The sequence below is a fragment of the Roseibium sp. QJM3NY_11 genome, from assembly GCF_056173175.1.
The window spans coordinates 220,001-234,275 of sequence record NZ_CM149660.1; the positions used below are offsets into that span (position 1 = coordinate 220,001).

15 protein-coding genes (1 of these 15 only partly in view) are annotated in these 14,275 nt (G+C 64.6%); 4 read left to right on the forward strand and 11 right to left on the reverse strand.

What is annotated here, in order from left to right:
• From AC0VX3_RS00935 to AC0VX3_RS00960, 6 genes are all read right to left on the reverse strand, one after another.
• Window positions 1–1,150 carry the 5' portion of a thiolase family protein gene (locus tag AC0VX3_RS00935; RefSeq protein ID WP_475523157.1) on the reverse strand. The gene continues 26 nt to the left of window position 1, outside the view, so the window shows 1,150 of its 1,176 coding nt (coding positions 1–1,150); it begins with the start codon at window positions 1,148–1,150; the stop codon falls past the left edge of the window.
• Window positions 1,147–2,586 carry an AMP-binding protein gene (locus AC0VX3_RS00940; RefSeq protein ID WP_475523158.1) on the reverse strand — a complete coding sequence of 480 codons (1,440 nt, stop codon included), beginning with the start codon at window positions 2,584–2,586 and terminating at the stop codon, window positions 1,147–1,149. The genes AC0VX3_RS00935 and AC0VX3_RS00940 overlap by 4 nt, the downstream gene beginning before the upstream one ends.
• A 27-nt stretch (window positions 2,587–2,613) precedes the next feature.
• Window positions 2,614–3,168, reverse strand: a complete 555-nt coding sequence (locus tag AC0VX3_RS00945) for a biotin transporter BioY (RefSeq protein WP_475523159.1) — start codon at window positions 3,166–3,168, stop codon at window positions 2,614–2,616.
• A gap of 143 nt (window positions 3,169–3,311) precedes the next feature.
• Window positions 3,312–3,935, reverse strand: coding sequence for an energy-coupling factor transporter transmembrane component T family protein (locus AC0VX3_RS00950; protein WP_475523160.1), 624 nt, complete (start codon window positions 3,933–3,935; stop codon window positions 3,312–3,314).
• On the reverse strand, window positions 3,932–4,732 hold the full coding sequence (locus AC0VX3_RS00955; RefSeq protein WP_475523161.1) for an energy-coupling factor ABC transporter ATP-binding protein: 801 nt from the start codon (window positions 4,730–4,732) through the stop codon (window positions 3,932–3,934). Before AC0VX3_RS00955 ends, AC0VX3_RS00950 begins: the two co-directional genes overlap by 4 nt.
• A gap of 74 nt (window positions 4,733–4,806) precedes the next feature.
• Entirely contained in the window at window positions 4,807–6,216 is a 1,410-nt protein-coding gene (locus tag AC0VX3_RS00960; protein WP_475523162.1) for an aminotransferase-like domain-containing protein, read from the reverse strand.
• 104 nt (window positions 6,217–6,320) lie between these two features.
• Here AC0VX3_RS00960 and AC0VX3_RS00965 point away from each other — a divergent pair, with 104 nt between their 5' ends.
• Entirely contained in the window at window positions 6,321–6,917 is a 597-nt protein-coding gene (locus AC0VX3_RS00965; protein ID WP_342893217.1) for a LysE family translocator, read from the forward strand.
• A 3-nt stretch (window positions 6,918–6,920) separates the two neighbouring features.
• Here AC0VX3_RS00965 and AC0VX3_RS00970 read toward each other — a convergent pair whose 3' ends face one another.
• Window positions 6,921–7,166: a hypothetical protein gene (locus tag AC0VX3_RS00970; protein WP_475523163.1), complete on the reverse strand. Its 246-nt coding sequence runs from the start codon at window positions 7,164–7,166 to the stop codon at window positions 6,921–6,923.
• 96 nt (window positions 7,167–7,262) lie between these two features.
• Here AC0VX3_RS00970 and AC0VX3_RS00975 point away from each other — a divergent pair, with 96 nt between their 5' ends.
• On the forward strand, window positions 7,263–8,198 hold the full coding sequence (locus tag AC0VX3_RS00975; protein WP_475523164.1) for a LysR family transcriptional regulator: 936 nt from the start codon (window positions 7,263–7,265) through the stop codon (window positions 8,196–8,198).
• Window positions 8,199–8,201: 3 nt separating this feature from the next.
• On the opposite strand, the gene purU is transcribed toward AC0VX3_RS00975, so the two are convergent.
• The 3 genes from purU to AC0VX3_RS00990 all read right to left on the reverse strand — a co-directional run bounded on the left by purU (window position 8,202) and on the right by AC0VX3_RS00990 (window position 11,266).
• Window positions 8,202–9,059 (reverse strand): formyltetrahydrofolate deformylase, encoded by an 858-nt coding sequence (gene purU, locus AC0VX3_RS00980; RefSeq protein WP_342893220.1) that lies wholly within the window; start codon window positions 9,057–9,059, stop codon window positions 8,202–8,204.
• 77 nt (window positions 9,060–9,136) lie between these two features.
• Window positions 9,137–9,946 carry a 3-keto-5-aminohexanoate cleavage protein gene (locus AC0VX3_RS00985; protein WP_475523165.1) on the reverse strand — a complete coding sequence of 270 codons (810 nt, stop codon included), beginning with the start codon at window positions 9,944–9,946 and terminating at the stop codon, window positions 9,137–9,139.
• 3 nt (window positions 9,947–9,949) lie between these two features.
• Window positions 9,950–11,266, reverse strand: a complete 1,317-nt coding sequence (locus AC0VX3_RS00990) for an aspartate aminotransferase family protein (protein WP_475525114.1) — start codon at window positions 11,264–11,266, stop codon at window positions 9,950–9,952.
• A 194-nt stretch (window positions 11,267–11,460) separates the two neighbouring features.
• On the opposite strand from AC0VX3_RS00990, the gene AC0VX3_RS00995 reads away from it, so the two are divergent.
• Window positions 11,461–11,877 carry a YcbK family protein gene (locus AC0VX3_RS00995; protein ID WP_475523167.1) on the forward strand — a complete coding sequence of 139 codons (417 nt, stop codon included), beginning with the start codon at window positions 11,461–11,463 and terminating at the stop codon, window positions 11,875–11,877.
• A gap of 4 nt (window positions 11,878–11,881) precedes the next feature.
• On the opposite strand, the gene AC0VX3_RS01000 is transcribed toward AC0VX3_RS00995, so the two are convergent.
• Entirely contained in the window at window positions 11,882–12,241 is a 360-nt protein-coding gene (locus AC0VX3_RS01000) for an ArsC family reductase (protein WP_475523168.1), read from the reverse strand.
• Between the two features lie 227 nt (window positions 12,242–12,468).
• Here AC0VX3_RS01000 and AC0VX3_RS01005 point away from each other — a divergent pair, with 227 nt between their 5' ends.
• The gene (locus tag AC0VX3_RS01005) at window positions 12,469–14,232 is read left to right on the forward strand and encodes an adenylate/guanylate cyclase domain-containing protein (protein ID WP_475523169.1); all 1,764 of its coding nucleotides are present in this window, start codon (window positions 12,469–12,471) and stop codon (window positions 14,230–14,232) included.
• Window positions 14,233–14,275 lie beyond the last annotated feature (43 nt).

A 14,275-nucleotide genomic window follows, 5' to 3' on the forward strand; every position in this document is an offset into this window, starting at 1 on the left:
CGACCACCAGTCCGGAGGCCAGTCCGCCGGCTGCCGCAATCAACGCCATGCCTCGGGATCGGGCAGCTGCCGCAACGTTTTCCCGGCTTAGCATCCGGTCGAACAGGTTTACCGCCAGAATGGCGCCCGACGCCCCGATTGGATGTCCCCGTGCCAGGCCGCCGCCCATCCCGTTGAGACCGGACGGTTCGATTGCCAGATCCCCGGCGTTCACCATCGCCTGCACGGCATAGGCTTCCATGATTTCGGTCGCGGCCAGATCAGACGGTGCGACGTTCGCGGCCTTCATCAGCCTGCGCCCGGCCGCGACCGGCGCGAGGGCCGGCGCTTCCGGATCTCCGCCGGCACTGCCGGCCGCCAGTATCTCCAGACCCGGACCGCCGAAGCCCGCAAATGCCCTTTGCGACAGGACAAGCACCGCCGCGGCTCCGTCCGCTTCGCATGCGATTGTGGCCGCGCTGAGACCTGTCTCTTCCGGGCCCGCCAGTATCGGCGCCCGCAGCGCCGTTGCCCGAGACAGATCGCGGGTGAAACTGTCGGCGTCCTGCAAACGGCCGCCATCGGTGATCAGCCGTGTCTTCAGAATGGCCCGGGCCGCGACCGCCTTCCTGTGGGAGGCGACGGCGAAGTCCACCTGCGCCTGGCGCGACAGACCACGGTCGGCCGCCAGAAGCGCGGCCGCCTGTGCCAGGTCCGGATCTGCAAAGGGCGGCGGGGCAAACGCGGGCCGGTCATAGGCCACCGGCGGTTCGCCAGGCACCTGCGACCGATGCATGCGCACCGGCGCGCGGCTGAAGCTCTCCATGCCCCCGGCAAGCACGCAGTCGGCGGCCCCTGCCCCGATCAGCCGGGCCGCCATGACGATCGCATCCAGACCCGAGCAACATTGCGTGTCCAGGGTCAGAGCCGGGATGGTGGGGGAAAGGCCGGCGCGCAAAGCTGCGAGCCGCGCAGGATTGCCACCGCCGTAGAGCGCATTGCCCAGGATGACATTGTCGATGCGGTCCGCCGCGATGCCGGCATCGTCCAGGAGCCGGCGCAGCACCGGCGCGGCCAGTTCGTCCGCCTGAAATCGGGCGAGCGCGCCACCGCGCGGCGCAACGGCCGTCCGCCGTGCGGCCACGATCACAGCCCTTTGGTCTCCGGTCACGATGTCTTTTCCCCTGCCAGGAGGTCCTCGACAATCCTGCGGACATCCGGCTTGCCCCCCGCCGTCATCGGCAGGGAGGCGCGCAGATGGACCCGCCTGGGGTGTTTGCCCGGAGCCAGAGCGTCCTTGCAGGCCCGCATCAGCACCTCGTCCGCCCGCTCCAGGGGGGCGCTGAGAACGACAACCGCCTCAAGCCGTTCGCCGCGCACCGGATCGGGCAGGCCTGCCACGACGGCGGCCGCGACGGCGGGATGGCCGCACAGCACGTTCTCGATCTCTTCGGGAAAGACATTGACCCCTGAACTGACCAGCATCCGGCTTCCACGCCCGGTCAGAAACAGAAATCCGTCCTGATCGAGAAACCCGTGATCGCCGACGGTGAGCCAGCCGTCCTGGCGGCGGGTGTCCGGCGCCGTGCCGCAGATATAGCCCGAAAACAGCAGGCCACTGCGCACCCAGACCGGCCCGCTCCGCCCTGGCGGTGCCGGTCGGCGCGGATCGCCGATGGCGATGTCCACGCCTTCCGCCGCCCGGCCGACCGACCCGTCGGGCACGCTGTCGCCGGGCCCGGCAATGGTGACAAAGCTGGTTTCGGAGGCGCCGTAAAATTCATACAGCTGCGCCTCGGGGAAAACCGCGTCCAGCGCCCGCCGGTCTGCATCGCCCCATTTGGCGCCGCTGCTGAAAACCCGCGCAACGGTGGTGACGGGACCCCCGCGCCGGGCGGCCACGGCGAGATAATGCAGCTGGGTGGGCGTGGCATAGAGCACGGATCCGGACCGGCCAAGCTCCCCGAGCACCGCACGCGGATCAAAGCGCGGCATCAAGACGACTTCCTGCCCGGCCGCCAGTCCGCAGACGGCGCCGTAGAGATGCAGGGAATGGGTCAGCTGGCCCGGCAGGACGATCCGGCTGTCGCCTGGAATGGCAAAGGCGGATTCCGACAGGCGAAAACTTTCAAGCCAGGAGCCGTGGCTGCGCAGATAGCCCTTGGGCAGACCGCTTGAGCCGGAGGTGAAGCCGGCATAGAAGCTCTCGTCTTCCCGCGGCGGCGTGTCCCGGTCAGGGTTCGGGACCGGTTCCGGCCGCAGGGCGTTGTCCGGAATATTGGCAAACACCGTCTCGTCGATGACGACATCCGGGGCAACCGCCTTCAGGACGGCGGCGGCCTGATCGGCGGGCCACTGCGGATCCAGGACCACTGCAATGCGGCCGGACCGGGCACAGGCGAGGAAACACAGGAGCAGCGACGCGGGATTTCGCAGGCACAGGGCGAAGCGCCCGCCGCGTGGCGCCAGGGGCCGGAGCCAGCATTCAAGCGCTTCGATCCTGTCGACGAGGTCCCGCCAGGACAGCGTGTCCGGGCCGCAGCTCAGGGCCTGCCGATCCGGACGCCTTTCGGCGAACACATCAAGGCTGTCGCCAACGAACGCCATCGGACGGCGGCCTTCCCGGCCTCGGGATCAGTTCCGCGAGACCATCGCGCTTGGCAGGCCCCGCGCGATGGTCTGCGCGATCAGTGCCGCCAGAACGACCTTGATCAGGTCGCCTGGAATGAAGCCGCTGGCAATCGTCGCGGCCTTCGCAAGAGACATGTTGCCCCAATAGGCCATGCCCGGTACGCCAAAGGCATAGATGACGAGAATGCCGCCGATCGCCGCGGCCATCGCCGCCGAGATCAGCACACTCAGTCCTCGTGTGGCCTGCATCACCAGTCCGGCGACAAACGCTCCCACCGGAAAGCCGACCAGGAAGCCGCCGGTCGTGGAATAGAACCAGCCGATGCCGCCGCGCCCACCGGCCAGGAAGGGCGCCCCGAGGGCAACGACGAACAGGAACAGAAGAACGGCCAATGCGCCGCGCACCGGACCGAGCATGATGCCCGCCAGCATGATGCCCAGGGTTTGCGCCGTGATCGGCACCGATCCTGTCCAGGGCAGGTAAATTGCCGGAACAAGTCCGAGAACCGCGATAATCGCCGCATAGAATGCAATGTGCACAAGTGACCGGTCAGCCATGTTCTGTTTTACCTTGTTTTCATTCGCAAGAGCGCTGCCGCTTTGCGTGAGTGTACCACAGTCCCGTGCCAGGGAGCTGCATCTTCTGTTTCCGTGACCTAGACCACTTTCCTGGCAATTTCCAGACCCGGCATGCCTTCGCGCTACTCGCCAGAACGGCCGCCAGAGAGACCCTCGGACCCGCCCCGCGCCTTCAGCGCTTCCGCCACGTGATCGGACATGCACAGCGACTGGATCGCGAAAGGTGCCAGCAGACGCCAGGAATTCCTGGAGCCCGTGCGTGCCTGCCACGCTTCCCGCAGCTTGCCGTAGACCACAAGCATGTAAGGCGCGAACCGCAGCACCAGAGTGACACCGAGTGCGGGTTTGCGCGGTGAAACACCAAGGAGCGCGAGCGGGCGGAACAGGGGTTCGACAGCCGCCATCATGTCATCCATGCGCGTGGTGACCGATATGAAATTCGCTGCCAGGACCATGGTGAGCAACCTCAACACGGCCAGCATCCCCTCCTGCAGCGTGCCGGAGTACCAGTGCATCAGCAGCAGCAGCACGATGAAAAAACTCAGGGCGCGCACCAGTCCGAATTGCGCGAGCCCCGCGCGGCCGAGAGAGGCGTAACACAGGAGAACGGCGGAAAGACAGGCCAGGAACACCCAGGGGGAGGTGACCTGGAACAACGCCAGGCTGGCCAGGGCAACGGCCAGCAGCTTCACGCCGGCCGGAAGACGGTGGGCCCAGCTGTCACCCTGCAGGTAGACGGACATCATAATGCGGCGACCTCCGTGTCCCCGGCCAGCCTGAGGGCGATGTCGCGCCGGTAGGCCGCCAGGACCTCCTGCGGATCGCCCGCCATGCGCAGCCTGCCCTGTTCCAGCCAGAGCAGCCGGTCGAAACCTTCGAAATGATCGAGGTCATGGCTGACCATGACGATCTTCTGCGGCAGGGACAGGATCTTGTCGCGGATGCGGCGCGCCGCCAGCGCATCGAGGCTGGTCATCGGCTCGTCCAGAACCAGAAGGCGCGGCTCCATCACCAGTACCGCAAGGATGCAGATCAGCTGCTTCTGGCCCTCGGAGAGTTCCGTCACCGGTCTGCCGGCCAGTGCCTCGCAGCCGTGCCGGGCCAGAAAGGCACGCGCCCGGTCGCGGCTTTCAGCCTTGCCGGCACCGAGCTGCGTCAGGCCGAAGGCGATTTCCTCCTCGACCGTGGGAAAGATGACCTGATGGTCGGGGTTCTGGAACACGAAGCCGACATGACGGGGCAGCTCCATCTCGGCCTCCGCGGCCGGAGCCCCGAACAGGGTGAGCGCGCCTTCGCTCGGGCAGCGCAACCCGTTCAGAAGCCGGACGAAGGAGCTTTTTCCCGACCCGTTGAGGCCGATCACGCCGATCCTGTCCTCAGACAGCGACACGGTGAGGTCCTGCAGGATCCGCTTGCCACCGATTTCAAGGCCTGTCGCCTCGAAGACCGCATAGGGCCGGGCGTCCGGATCGCAAACACGCGGCCTGTCCTGAGTGTTCTTTTTGGGCCAGAATGCCATCTTGTACCAAAGAGTGTCGATCATGACCCGAACGCCGTGCTCCGGTCTTTGAGCCGCGCGCCGCTTATCGGCCGGAACGCGGATCTTGTCAAAGCGCCTTAGCCTACCGGCCGCGTGAGCTGGGGAAACTCGGCCAATTGGCCAATGGTCGCCCTGATGCGCTGAAGCGCCCACCGGAAACGCTCGTCGGACGGTTCAGAGCCGAAGGTCAGGCGCAGATAGGGCGCCGGGGCCTGGTTCATGGCCTGGAAATAGCGCGACGACAGGACGGACACGCCCTGATGCCCGAGGGCGGTCTGAAGCGCATCGGGATCGACGGTGCCGGGCAGGCGCAGCCAGCCGAACACCTTGTTGACGTCGCCCTGAAGCCCATGCGGCGCGAGCAGCTCGCGCGCGCTCAGGAAGCGCTGGCGGTTGGCCTTGCGCTTGAGACGCAGGGTCCTGAACAGATGCCCCTCGCGCACCCAGCCGGCGATCAGCTCAGCGGTGATCGGCGAGGCCATCCACGTGCTTTCGCCGATCTTGTCGCGAATACTGTCCTCGAGGGGCGCCGGCACATGGACAAACCCGATCCGGCTGCCCGGTGAACAGACCTTGGAAATGCTGGCGATGGATGCGGTGCGTTCCGGCGCCAGCGCCCCGAATGCCGGCAGTGTTTCGGGCAGAAACGGGGTGTAAGGGTCATCCTCGACGATCCTGAGATCGAACCGGCGCGCGACCTCGACCAGATCGAGACGCTCGCCGACCGACATGGTGTGCGTCGTCGGGTTCTGCATGTTCGGCATCAGGAACACGCCCTTGATCCCATGGCTGCCGGCAGCACGGGCAAGGGCCTCAGGATCCATAGCGCCGAATCCGCCGTCCTCGCGGGTGAGGGCGGGCACGGGCACGGCTTTCAACCCGAGGCCCGCCAGCGACGTGAAAATGGACGGATAGGTGAACCGGTCGACCGCGATCGCGTCACCGCTGCGGAACAGGGCCTGGCAGGTGACCTGTATGCCGTGCTGCGCGCCGCAGGTGACGGCCACACGGGCCGGATCCGCGTCCAGTCCGTAGTCCTTGAAGACCAGGACGCCGGTCTCGCGGTGAGCCCTCAGGCCCTCGGACGGCACGAAGCCGTTGAGCCGGTCGATGCCGGCGGTCCCCGCCATGCGCGTGAGCCCTTCGCCCAGGCTCGGATTGAGATGCGGATAGGCAAAATTGCGCGCAAGGTCGCAGCCCTCGGGCGCGTCTTCCTGCGGGATCAGCGGCGAGACCACGCGCGTGCGAGAGGCCACATATGTGCCCCGGCCTGTCTCTCCCCTGACCAGCCGGCGCCGTTCCGCCTCGCCATAGGCACGCGTGACGGTGCCCAGCGTGACGCCAAGCTGGTAGGCGAGTTCCCGCTGCGGCGGCAGCCTGTCGCCCTGGGCCAGCGTCCCGGACCCGATATCCGCCTCCAGCGCGTCCGCAATCGCCAGATAGATCGGTCCGGCATCGGCCGCGATGGTCGGGATCCACATTGTCATGAGAACAATGTTATCATTGACTGATACAATATTTCAAGACATTGCCTGAAGACACGCATTTTGTACCTATTGTATCTATCTTCCCGACCGCCCGGAGACCGCCCATGGACGCCGCCACCCTATTCGCCTTCGCGGTGTTCGTGGTCATCATGACCGGCACGCCCGGCCCCGGTAACCTGACCTTTCTGGCCATAGGCGCATCGGCCGGGTACCGCACCGCCTTGCCGGTGATCCTGGCCTCGCAGCTCGGATCCTTGCCGCTCAAGCTCTGCGTCGCCTATGGCCTTGGACATGTCCTGTCCGCGGGCGGACCGGTCGTTACCGGATTCAAGATACTGAGCATGGCCTACATGACCTATCTCGCCTGGCGGATCGTGTCGCTGAGCGTGAAGCCGAAGGGGACGGTCGCCCTGCCGAGTTTCCGGGAAGGTCTGCTGATCCACCCGCTCAGTCCCAAGACATGGGCCATGAACCTGGTGGCCTTTTCGACCTTTCTGGCGGGCAACGGCCTCGGCATCCACGAAAATGCCCTGATCCTGATTGCCGGATTTACCCTCGGAGGACTGGTGTTCCACTCGCTGTGGGCCCTGGCCGGCGTCTCGATCCTCGCGCTGGTCGGCGACGGCCCCCTGATGCGGGCCATCACGGTGGCGATGGCCGCCGCCATGCTCGGCGCGACGGCCTGGTCGCTGTTGATCTGATGCTCAGCGCCGGTCCGATTGCCGTTGCAGTTCCAGGTGCCATTTCTGTTCCAGTGACGGAATATGGCGGGAGCCCTGCTCCAGGCCGATGTCGCGCAGCAGTTCCGGGGGCAGCTCGGCCACAGCCAGGCGCCTGCGTCCGCGCGCGTTCCAGACCGCGGAGAGGATCCGGATAAACTCTTTCAGGAAAGAGCGAGATCTTGCGGTTTCAATGCGCTTTCCTGACGCGCTCAGTTCGGAATCGGACATTGGTCTGTCTCCTCAGGTTTCAGGAGATACATATCGATCGGGACCGCTTGCCTTACCAACAAAAGCTGGCTAGCAATGCATAAGCGAGGCTTATGCATGTCATCCAATCTGCCGCCACTTTCCGCCGTGCGCGCCTTCGAGGCCGCAAGCCGTCATCTGAGTTTTACCCAGGCGGGTGAGGAACTCGGCCTGACCCAGGCGGCCGTCAGCTACCAGATCAAGCTGCTGGAAGAGCGGCTCGGTTTTCCGCTGTTCATCCGCAAGGCACGCAGGATCGAGTTGACGGATCACGGCGCGCATCTTGCCGCCCGGGTCATCGAGGCGTTTTCCGATCTGCGCAGTGTCTTCGAGGATGTTGCCGAGAAGAACGCGGGCCAGCTGGTCGTTTCCAGCAACACCACCTTCGCGGTCAACTGGCTGGCGAACCGTCTGGTGCATTTCCAGATGCAGAACCCGGACCTCGCGGTTCGCATTCTGCCCTACGGTCAGAACGCGACTCCGGAATTCGACGCCTGCGATATCGCGGTTTCCGCCTGCAAGGCGCCCCCGAAGACCTGGATCTCCTATGAAATCGTCCGGGCGGATTTCTCGCCGATGCTCAGCCCGTCCCTGCTGGAGACCGCCGGCGGAATCCGCACGCCGGAAGACCTCCTGAAGCTGCCGCTCGTCGATCCGCTGGACCCGTGGTGGGACCTTTGGTTCCGGGCCGCCGGCATGCCGGATGTGGATCTGAGCTGTTATCCGAATTCACGCCTGGGCGCCCAGGCGCTGGAAGCCAACAGAGCGATCGCCGGTCAGGGGGTCGCAATCCTGACGCCGTATTTCTGCAAGACTGCCCTGGAAACGGGACAGCTCGTCCAGCCTTTCGAGCTGACGTGCACGGTCGCGGACGAAAGCTGGTACCTGAGCTATCCGCCCGCGAACCGGACCAGCCGCAAGGTCAGGCTGTTCCGCGACTGGGTCCACAGCGAACTGAAGCGGGACGGAATGCCTGTCCACGCGCCGAAAACAGCCGCAGTCCGAGAGGCCTGACGGTCAGGGCGTGAACACGATGGTCTTGTTGCCGACGATCATCACCCGGTTCTCCAGATGATATTTCACCGCCCGCGCCAGAACGCGCGATTCAATGTCGCGGCCACGGGCGACGAAATCGTCGGCGGAGAGCGCATGGCTGACTCGTTCGGCGTCCTGTTCGATGATCGGCCCTTCATCGAGATCCGGGGTCACGTAATGCGCCGTCGCACCGATCATCTTGACGCCGCGCGCATGGGCCTGGTGATAGGGCTTGGCGCCCTTGAAGCTGGGCAGGAAGGAGTGGTGAATGTTGATCACCTTGCCGAACAGGCGCTTTGAAAGATTGTCGGACAGGACCTGCATGTAGCGGGCGAGCACGACGAGATCGGCGCCGGTTTCCTTGACCAGCTTGAGGAGCTTGTCCTCCTGCTCGGCCTTTGTCTCACGCGTGACCGGCCAATGGTAGTAGGCGATGCCTTCATGCTCGGCTGTACGCCGGCATTCGGGATGGTTGGAGACGATGGCCACGACCTCGGCATCCATCCAGCCGACGCGGATCTGATAGAGCAGGTGCAGCATCGCGTGGTCGAACTTCGACACCATGACGACCACCTTCGGCCGCCGGGCGGTGTCGACCAGCTTCGCCTTCATGTCGAAGCGCGTGATCACCGGGTCGAGCGCCTTTTGAACGCTCTCCAGGGTGACGCCCTCCGGGGCGAGGATCGCGATCCGCAGGAAAAACTGGTTGGTGACCCGGTCCCAGAACTGGTCGCTCTCAGCAATATTGGCGCCGAAATCGGCCAGTTCCGTCGTCACAGCCGCGACGATCCCCGGTCTGTCCGCACAGGACAGCGTCAGAACAAATTGGCTTTCCGGCATGATCTTCCCGTCTCCAAACCTGTGGGGCATCCACCCCGTGCTGGCCCTGTTGTCATGCCGAGACCGGCCCGGGCAGCTCAGGCAGGTATCAGGTTTTCCGCTTTCAATGCCAATACCAGATCACGGACCCGGCCGGCATTGTCTTCTGCAATCCGGCCGTCCCTGTTGCGAAGGCCGTTTTCAAATCCGATCCGGGCCTTGCCGCCCCGACGGACCGCTTCGACCAGGCAGTCCGTTTCCCGGTTTCCAAAGGCGCAGACGGCCCAGTCGACCGCCAGAGCACCGCGGCGCCCGGCCAGCGTCTCCAGAAACGGCTCCAGATCATTTGGCGCGCTCTGCTGGTCCGCCGCGTGCCTTCCAAGGACGAACAACAACTGGTGCCGCTGTCCCGGAATGACCCCCGTTTCGGCGAGATCGAAAAACCGCTCCAGATCCGCATCGCTGTAGACGATGTGCTGGACCGCGCATTTCCGGTTCAAACACTCCTCGTAGAAACCCCGGGCGGCTTGCGTTTCCCCGTCCGGGACCATTTCGCGGACCGCAACCGAGACCGCCTCGGGATCAAGCGCACGAACCAGAGCACGCTGTTGTTCCGGGCTGTATCTTCCAACAGCTTCCGTGGTGACCTGAACCTGCATTTGCGGCACCGCGGCCCGCATTTGCGACAAGAGCTCACGGTAGAGGCCGGCATCCAGGACATGGGCACCGGCGGTGTCGCGCACATGGGCATGCAGCGCGCCCGCTCCTGCGGCGAAACAGGCGCGCGCGTCCTCGACGGTTTCGCGAATGGTCATCGGCAAGGCAGGATGATCCGCCTTGGTCCGGCGGGCGCCGTTGGGCGCGGTCATGATCAGGGGCAGTAGCGGAAGATCGTCGCGATCCGCCATGTTTCAGAGCACCTTCCGGAAGGCCACGTCCAGCTTGTCCGTGATTTCGCCGATATGGGCGTCCTCCAGAATGAAGGGCGGTGCCAGCAGAACGTGGTCGCCGCTCACGCCATCGATGGTCCCGGACATCGGATAGCAGATCAGGCCGGCCTCGAAAGCGGCCTTCTTGAGCGCCTTGCCGATGCCCCGGGCCGGGTCGAAAGGCGCCCGGCTTTCCCGGTCCTCGACGATCTCGATGCCCCGGAACAGCCCGCGACCGCGGATATCTCCGACATGGGGATGCTGGCCGAAGGCATCGGTGAGCGCGGCCTGCAGCGCGGCGCCCATGGGGGCAACCCGATCCACGACCCCACCTGTCAGTTTCTTGAACACGGCGAGCGCCGCCGCGCAGGCGGTCGGGTGACCGATATAGGTGTGGCCATGCTGGAAAAAGCCGGAGCCGGACTCGATGGCCTGATAGATGCCGGAGGTGCACAACATGGCCCCGATCGGCTGATAACCGGCACCCAGGCCCTTGGCGATGCACAGGATATCCGGAGCGACACCGTCCTGATCGCAGGCAAACAGGGTGCCCGTGCGCCCCATGCCGCACATCACCTCGTCCAGAATCAACAGCACACCGTACTGGTCGCAGATCTGCCTGATCCGCTTGAAATACCCTTCGACGGGAGGAACCGCACCCGATGTCGCTCCGACGACGGGCTCCGCGATGAACGCCATGACGTTTTCCGGGCCGAGACGCTCGATTTCCGTTTCCAGTTCGTTCGCGACCCGCTGGCCGTAGTCAAAGGCCGACTCGTCCGCACGGCGGCCGCGATATTCGTAGCAGGGCGCTATATGGGAGGTTTCGATCATCAGCGGCGAGAACGGCTCGCGCCGCCACTGGTTGCCGCCGGCCGCAAGCGCGCCAAGCGTGTTGCCGTGATAGCTCTGCCGCCGGGCGATGACCCGATGCCGGGAAGCCTCCCCCTTTTCAAGGAAATACTGACGCGCCAGTTTCAGGGCGGCTTCCATCGCTTCCGAACCGCCGGACACGAAATAAACCCGGTCGAGCGCTCCGGGCGCCTGCCCGATCAACAGATCAGCCAGTTCCTCCGCCGGATCGGACGTGAAAAAGCCGGTATGGGCGAAGGCGATCCTGTCGACCTGGTCCTTGATGGCCCGGATCACGTCCGGGTCGGAGTGGCCCAGGCAGGAGACCGCTGCCCCGCCAGATCCATCGAAGTATTTTTTCCCCGACTTATCAATAATATAACATCCATCACCCGAAACGGCGGCAGGAAGCGATGCTTTGGTGTGGCGCGGAAAAACGTGAGACATGACGATGACAACCCGATTGGTGGCGCTTGCGATCCGCACTGGCCTGCATCATTTGTAACAGAAATAACTCACTTCTGAAACATTTGTTTCTAAGCCACGTTAACCACGTTTTTCATTACAATTTTAATCAAATTGCCGGAGCCTTGGACCGGGGGGACACCACCGCACTCCGTTACCACCAAGGCTTGCCCGTCATGCGTCAGCGTCTCATCGCCTGGATCCTGTTTCTCGGACTGACCGCCGCACTTGCCGGCTGCGGCACGGTGGCCGGCGTCACCGGCATGGGCTGGGTGACCGCATCGCATAATTCGATCGATTACGACGACACGGCCTGGTGTGTGCCGCGCAAACTGAAGAAGGTGCTCAACCGGGTTGCCAAGCGATACGGCAAGGTGACCGTGCACTCGACCAAGCGATGGTGGCTGGAGAACTGGTGGAAGGGCGGTGCCAAGGATTCCTACCACCTCAACTGCCAGGCAGTGGATTTTTCCGTGCGCGGCAACCCGTCCTCCGTTCTCGCCTACCTGAAGTCCCAAAAGGCCGTCGGCGGCTACAAGCACTATTCCTCCGGCCATTACCACATCGACACCGGTCCGCGGCGAACCTGGTAACCGGCTATTTCAGTTCGCCCAGTTCCAGCGCCATTTCCCAGGCGACCGGGTCGAAGCCGATGAAGTTCTTGACGGCGCCCTCGACGATGGGGCGCCTGATGACGGAGGGATTGTCGATCATCACGTCGAGCGCGCTGCTGGCATCCGTGACGCCGTCCTGCGTGGCTTCGTCGAGGCGCCGCCAGGTGGTGCCGCGCTTGTTCAGGACCGCATCCCAGCCAAACTCATCGACAATCGCGGCAAGCCTGTCGCCGTCGACGCCATCTTTCTTGTAATCGTGAAACTCATAGGGAATGCCGGCTTCCTCGAGGAATTTCCGGGCTTTTTTGACCGTGTCGCAATTTCGTATCCCGTAGACTTTCATGGGGGTCCTCCATCTGTTTGGTGCCAAGCGGGACTGTGCCGATCCGCGCTCCGGTTTCAAGGCCGTTTGCGGCAAAAAACGGATTTGGGGAAAACCGGGCGCTGAAGCGGCTTGACCTCCGCGACATGCCGCGTTTGAAGTGGTGCAGGATGTCCCGGACGGCCAACTGGCCGGCGGCCGCACCGGAGGTTGGTGAACACATGGCTGAAAACGTGCCGGGGAAAACCGTGTCTGACAAGACCGGGTCTGGCGGACCAACGTCAGGCGAAGCCGGAAGAAACAAGGTGCGCAAAGGCACGATCGGACAGGGCAACTGGCGCCAGCGCCTGCGCCTGGTGAGCGGTCTGACGCTGTTTGTCTTCTGTCTCAGCCATTTTTCCAACCATGCGCTTGGCGTAATTTCCTTCGAAGCGATGGATCGCGCCTCGATCTGGCACTACGCCATATGGCGCAGCCTGCCGGGAGAAGTCATTCTCATCACCGCGGCGCTCACACATGCGGGGCTGGCCCTGTGGCGCACGGGCCGGCGGCGGACCCTCAGGATGTCCCGCTGGGAATTCGGCCAGCTGGCGCTCGGGCTTTATATTCCGTGGCTGCTGATCCCGCATGTGACCGCCACAATGGGTCTGGCGAAGGAGTTCGGCTTCTCGCCCACCTACGAGCAGATGCTGACGATTCTCTGGCCGAACCTGGGCGTCAACCAGTCCGTGCTTTTGCTGGTGGTCTGGATCCACGCCATGATCGGCCTGCATTTCTGGCTGCGGCTCTATCCGCTCTATCACCGCCTGAAAACGGCGGCGGCGGCCTTCGCTCTGGCGGTTCCCGTGCTCGCGCTCTGGGGCTGGATCGAAGCCGCCCGGCGGCTCGCCCTGACCCGGGACATCGCCGTCAGGATCACGCCGGAACAGATGCTCTGGTCCGGTGACGTGGTGCTTCAGGCCCGCGCTGTCGTATTTGGCCTGATCGCGGTCACTCTGCTGGCGATCCTGATCCGGTATCTGCTCGGCCTGCGCGCCCGGAGCCTGACCATTACCTACCCGGGCGGACTTGCCGTCAAGGCCCAGCCGGGCCCCACGCTTCTGGAAATCAGCCGCATGAACGAGGTGCCCGTCGCTTCCGTGTGCGGCGGGCGGGCCCGTTGTTCCACCTGCAGGGTCAAGGTGCTCAAAGATGGCGGATCGCTTGCTGCCCCCGGCGCGGCCGAGGCCGCTGTGCTGGCCCGCATCGGTGCCGGCAACGATGTGCGCCTGGCCTGCCAGCTTCGGCCGGAACACAGCCTCACCGTACAGCCGCTGGTGCCGGTCAAGGCCAGCAGCGCCGCCGGCGAGCACCTGAAAGACGCCTATTACTGGGGTGTCGAGCAGGATGTGGTGGTGATGTTCGTGGACCTGCGCAATTTCACCGGCATCACCGAGTCCCAGCTTGCCTATGACGTTGTCCATCTTCTGAACAGCTATCTGGACCAGGCTTCGAACGCCATCCGCGCCGAAGGTGGCTATGTCGACAAGTTTATCGGCGACGGCATCATGGCCATCTTCGGCATGGACAGCAACGTGACGACCGGCGCGCGGCAGGCCCTGGCTGCCTGCCGCCGTATCGAGGCCGTCATGAAGGCACTCGACGCGGAAAAAGGACCGCAGTTCAAGGATCCGATCCGGCTGGGTATCGGACTGCATCTCGGCCCGGCCATTCTCGGGCGGATCGGCGCCGCGGGCACGGAAGGCAGCCGCGGCGGCCTGACCGCGCTCGGCGATGTGGTCAATACCGCCAGCCGGCTTGAAACGGAGAACAAGTCCCATGACAGTTTTCTGGTGGTTTCCAGCGATGTGGTTGACGCCGCACAGGCGGTGATCGACGACGCAAAGGCCGCCGAGATCAAGGTTCGCGGCAAGGAAAGGCCCTTGCGGATACTCGCGGTCCACAGCCTGGACGGGCTCGTTCTTCCCGCAGCATCGAACGCTGCCGGATCCGCCACTTCCCTGACACCTTGAACCGATCCCCTCCGGGAGGCGCCGCGCCGCCCGGGGGCAAATC

Coding starts and splice junctions, on each gene's coding strand:
- AC0VX3_RS00940 (WP_475523158.1), bottom strand. CDS start 2,586: ATGGCGTTCGTTGGCGACAGCCTTGATGTGTTCGCCGAAAGGCGTCCG.
- AC0VX3_RS00945 (WP_475523159.1), bottom strand. CDS start 3,168: ATGGCTGACCGGTCACTTGTGCACATTGCATTCTATGCGGCGATTATC.
- AC0VX3_RS00950 (WP_475523160.1), bottom strand. CDS start 3,935: ATGATGTCCGTCTACCTGCAGGGTGACAGCTGGGCCCACCGTCTTCCG.
- AC0VX3_RS00955 (WP_475523161.1), bottom strand. CDS start 4,732: ATGATCGACACTCTTTGGTACAAGATGGCATTCTGGCCCAAAAAGAAC.
- AC0VX3_RS00960 (WP_475523162.1), bottom strand. CDS start 6,216: ATGACAATGTGGATCCCGACCATCGCGGCCGATGCCGGACCGATCTAT.
- AC0VX3_RS00965 (WP_342893217.1), top strand. CDS start 6,321: ATGGACGCCGCCACCCTATTCGCCTTCGCGGTGTTCGTGGTCATCATG.
- AC0VX3_RS00970 (WP_475523163.1), bottom strand. CDS start 7,166: ATGTCCGATTCCGAACTGAGCGCGTCAGGAAAGCGCATTGAAACCGCA.
- AC0VX3_RS00975 (WP_475523164.1), top strand. CDS start 7,263: ATGTCATCCAATCTGCCGCCACTTTCCGCCGTGCGCGCCTTCGAGGCC.
- purU (WP_342893220.1), bottom strand. CDS start 9,059: ATGCCGGAAAGCCAATTTGTTCTGACGCTGTCCTGTGCGGACAGACCG.
- AC0VX3_RS00985 (WP_475523165.1), bottom strand. CDS start 9,946: ATGGCGGATCGCGACGATCTTCCGCTACTGCCCCTGATCATGACCGCG.
- AC0VX3_RS00990 (WP_475525114.1), bottom strand. CDS start 11,266: ATGTCTCACGTTTTTCCGCGCCACACCAAAGCATCGCTTCCTGCCGCC.
- AC0VX3_RS00995 (WP_475523167.1), top strand. CDS start 11,461: ATGCGTCAGCGTCTCATCGCCTGGATCCTGTTTCTCGGACTGACCGCC.
- AC0VX3_RS01000 (WP_475523168.1), bottom strand. CDS start 12,241: ATGAAAGTCTACGGGATACGAAATTGCGACACGGTCAAAAAAGCCCGG.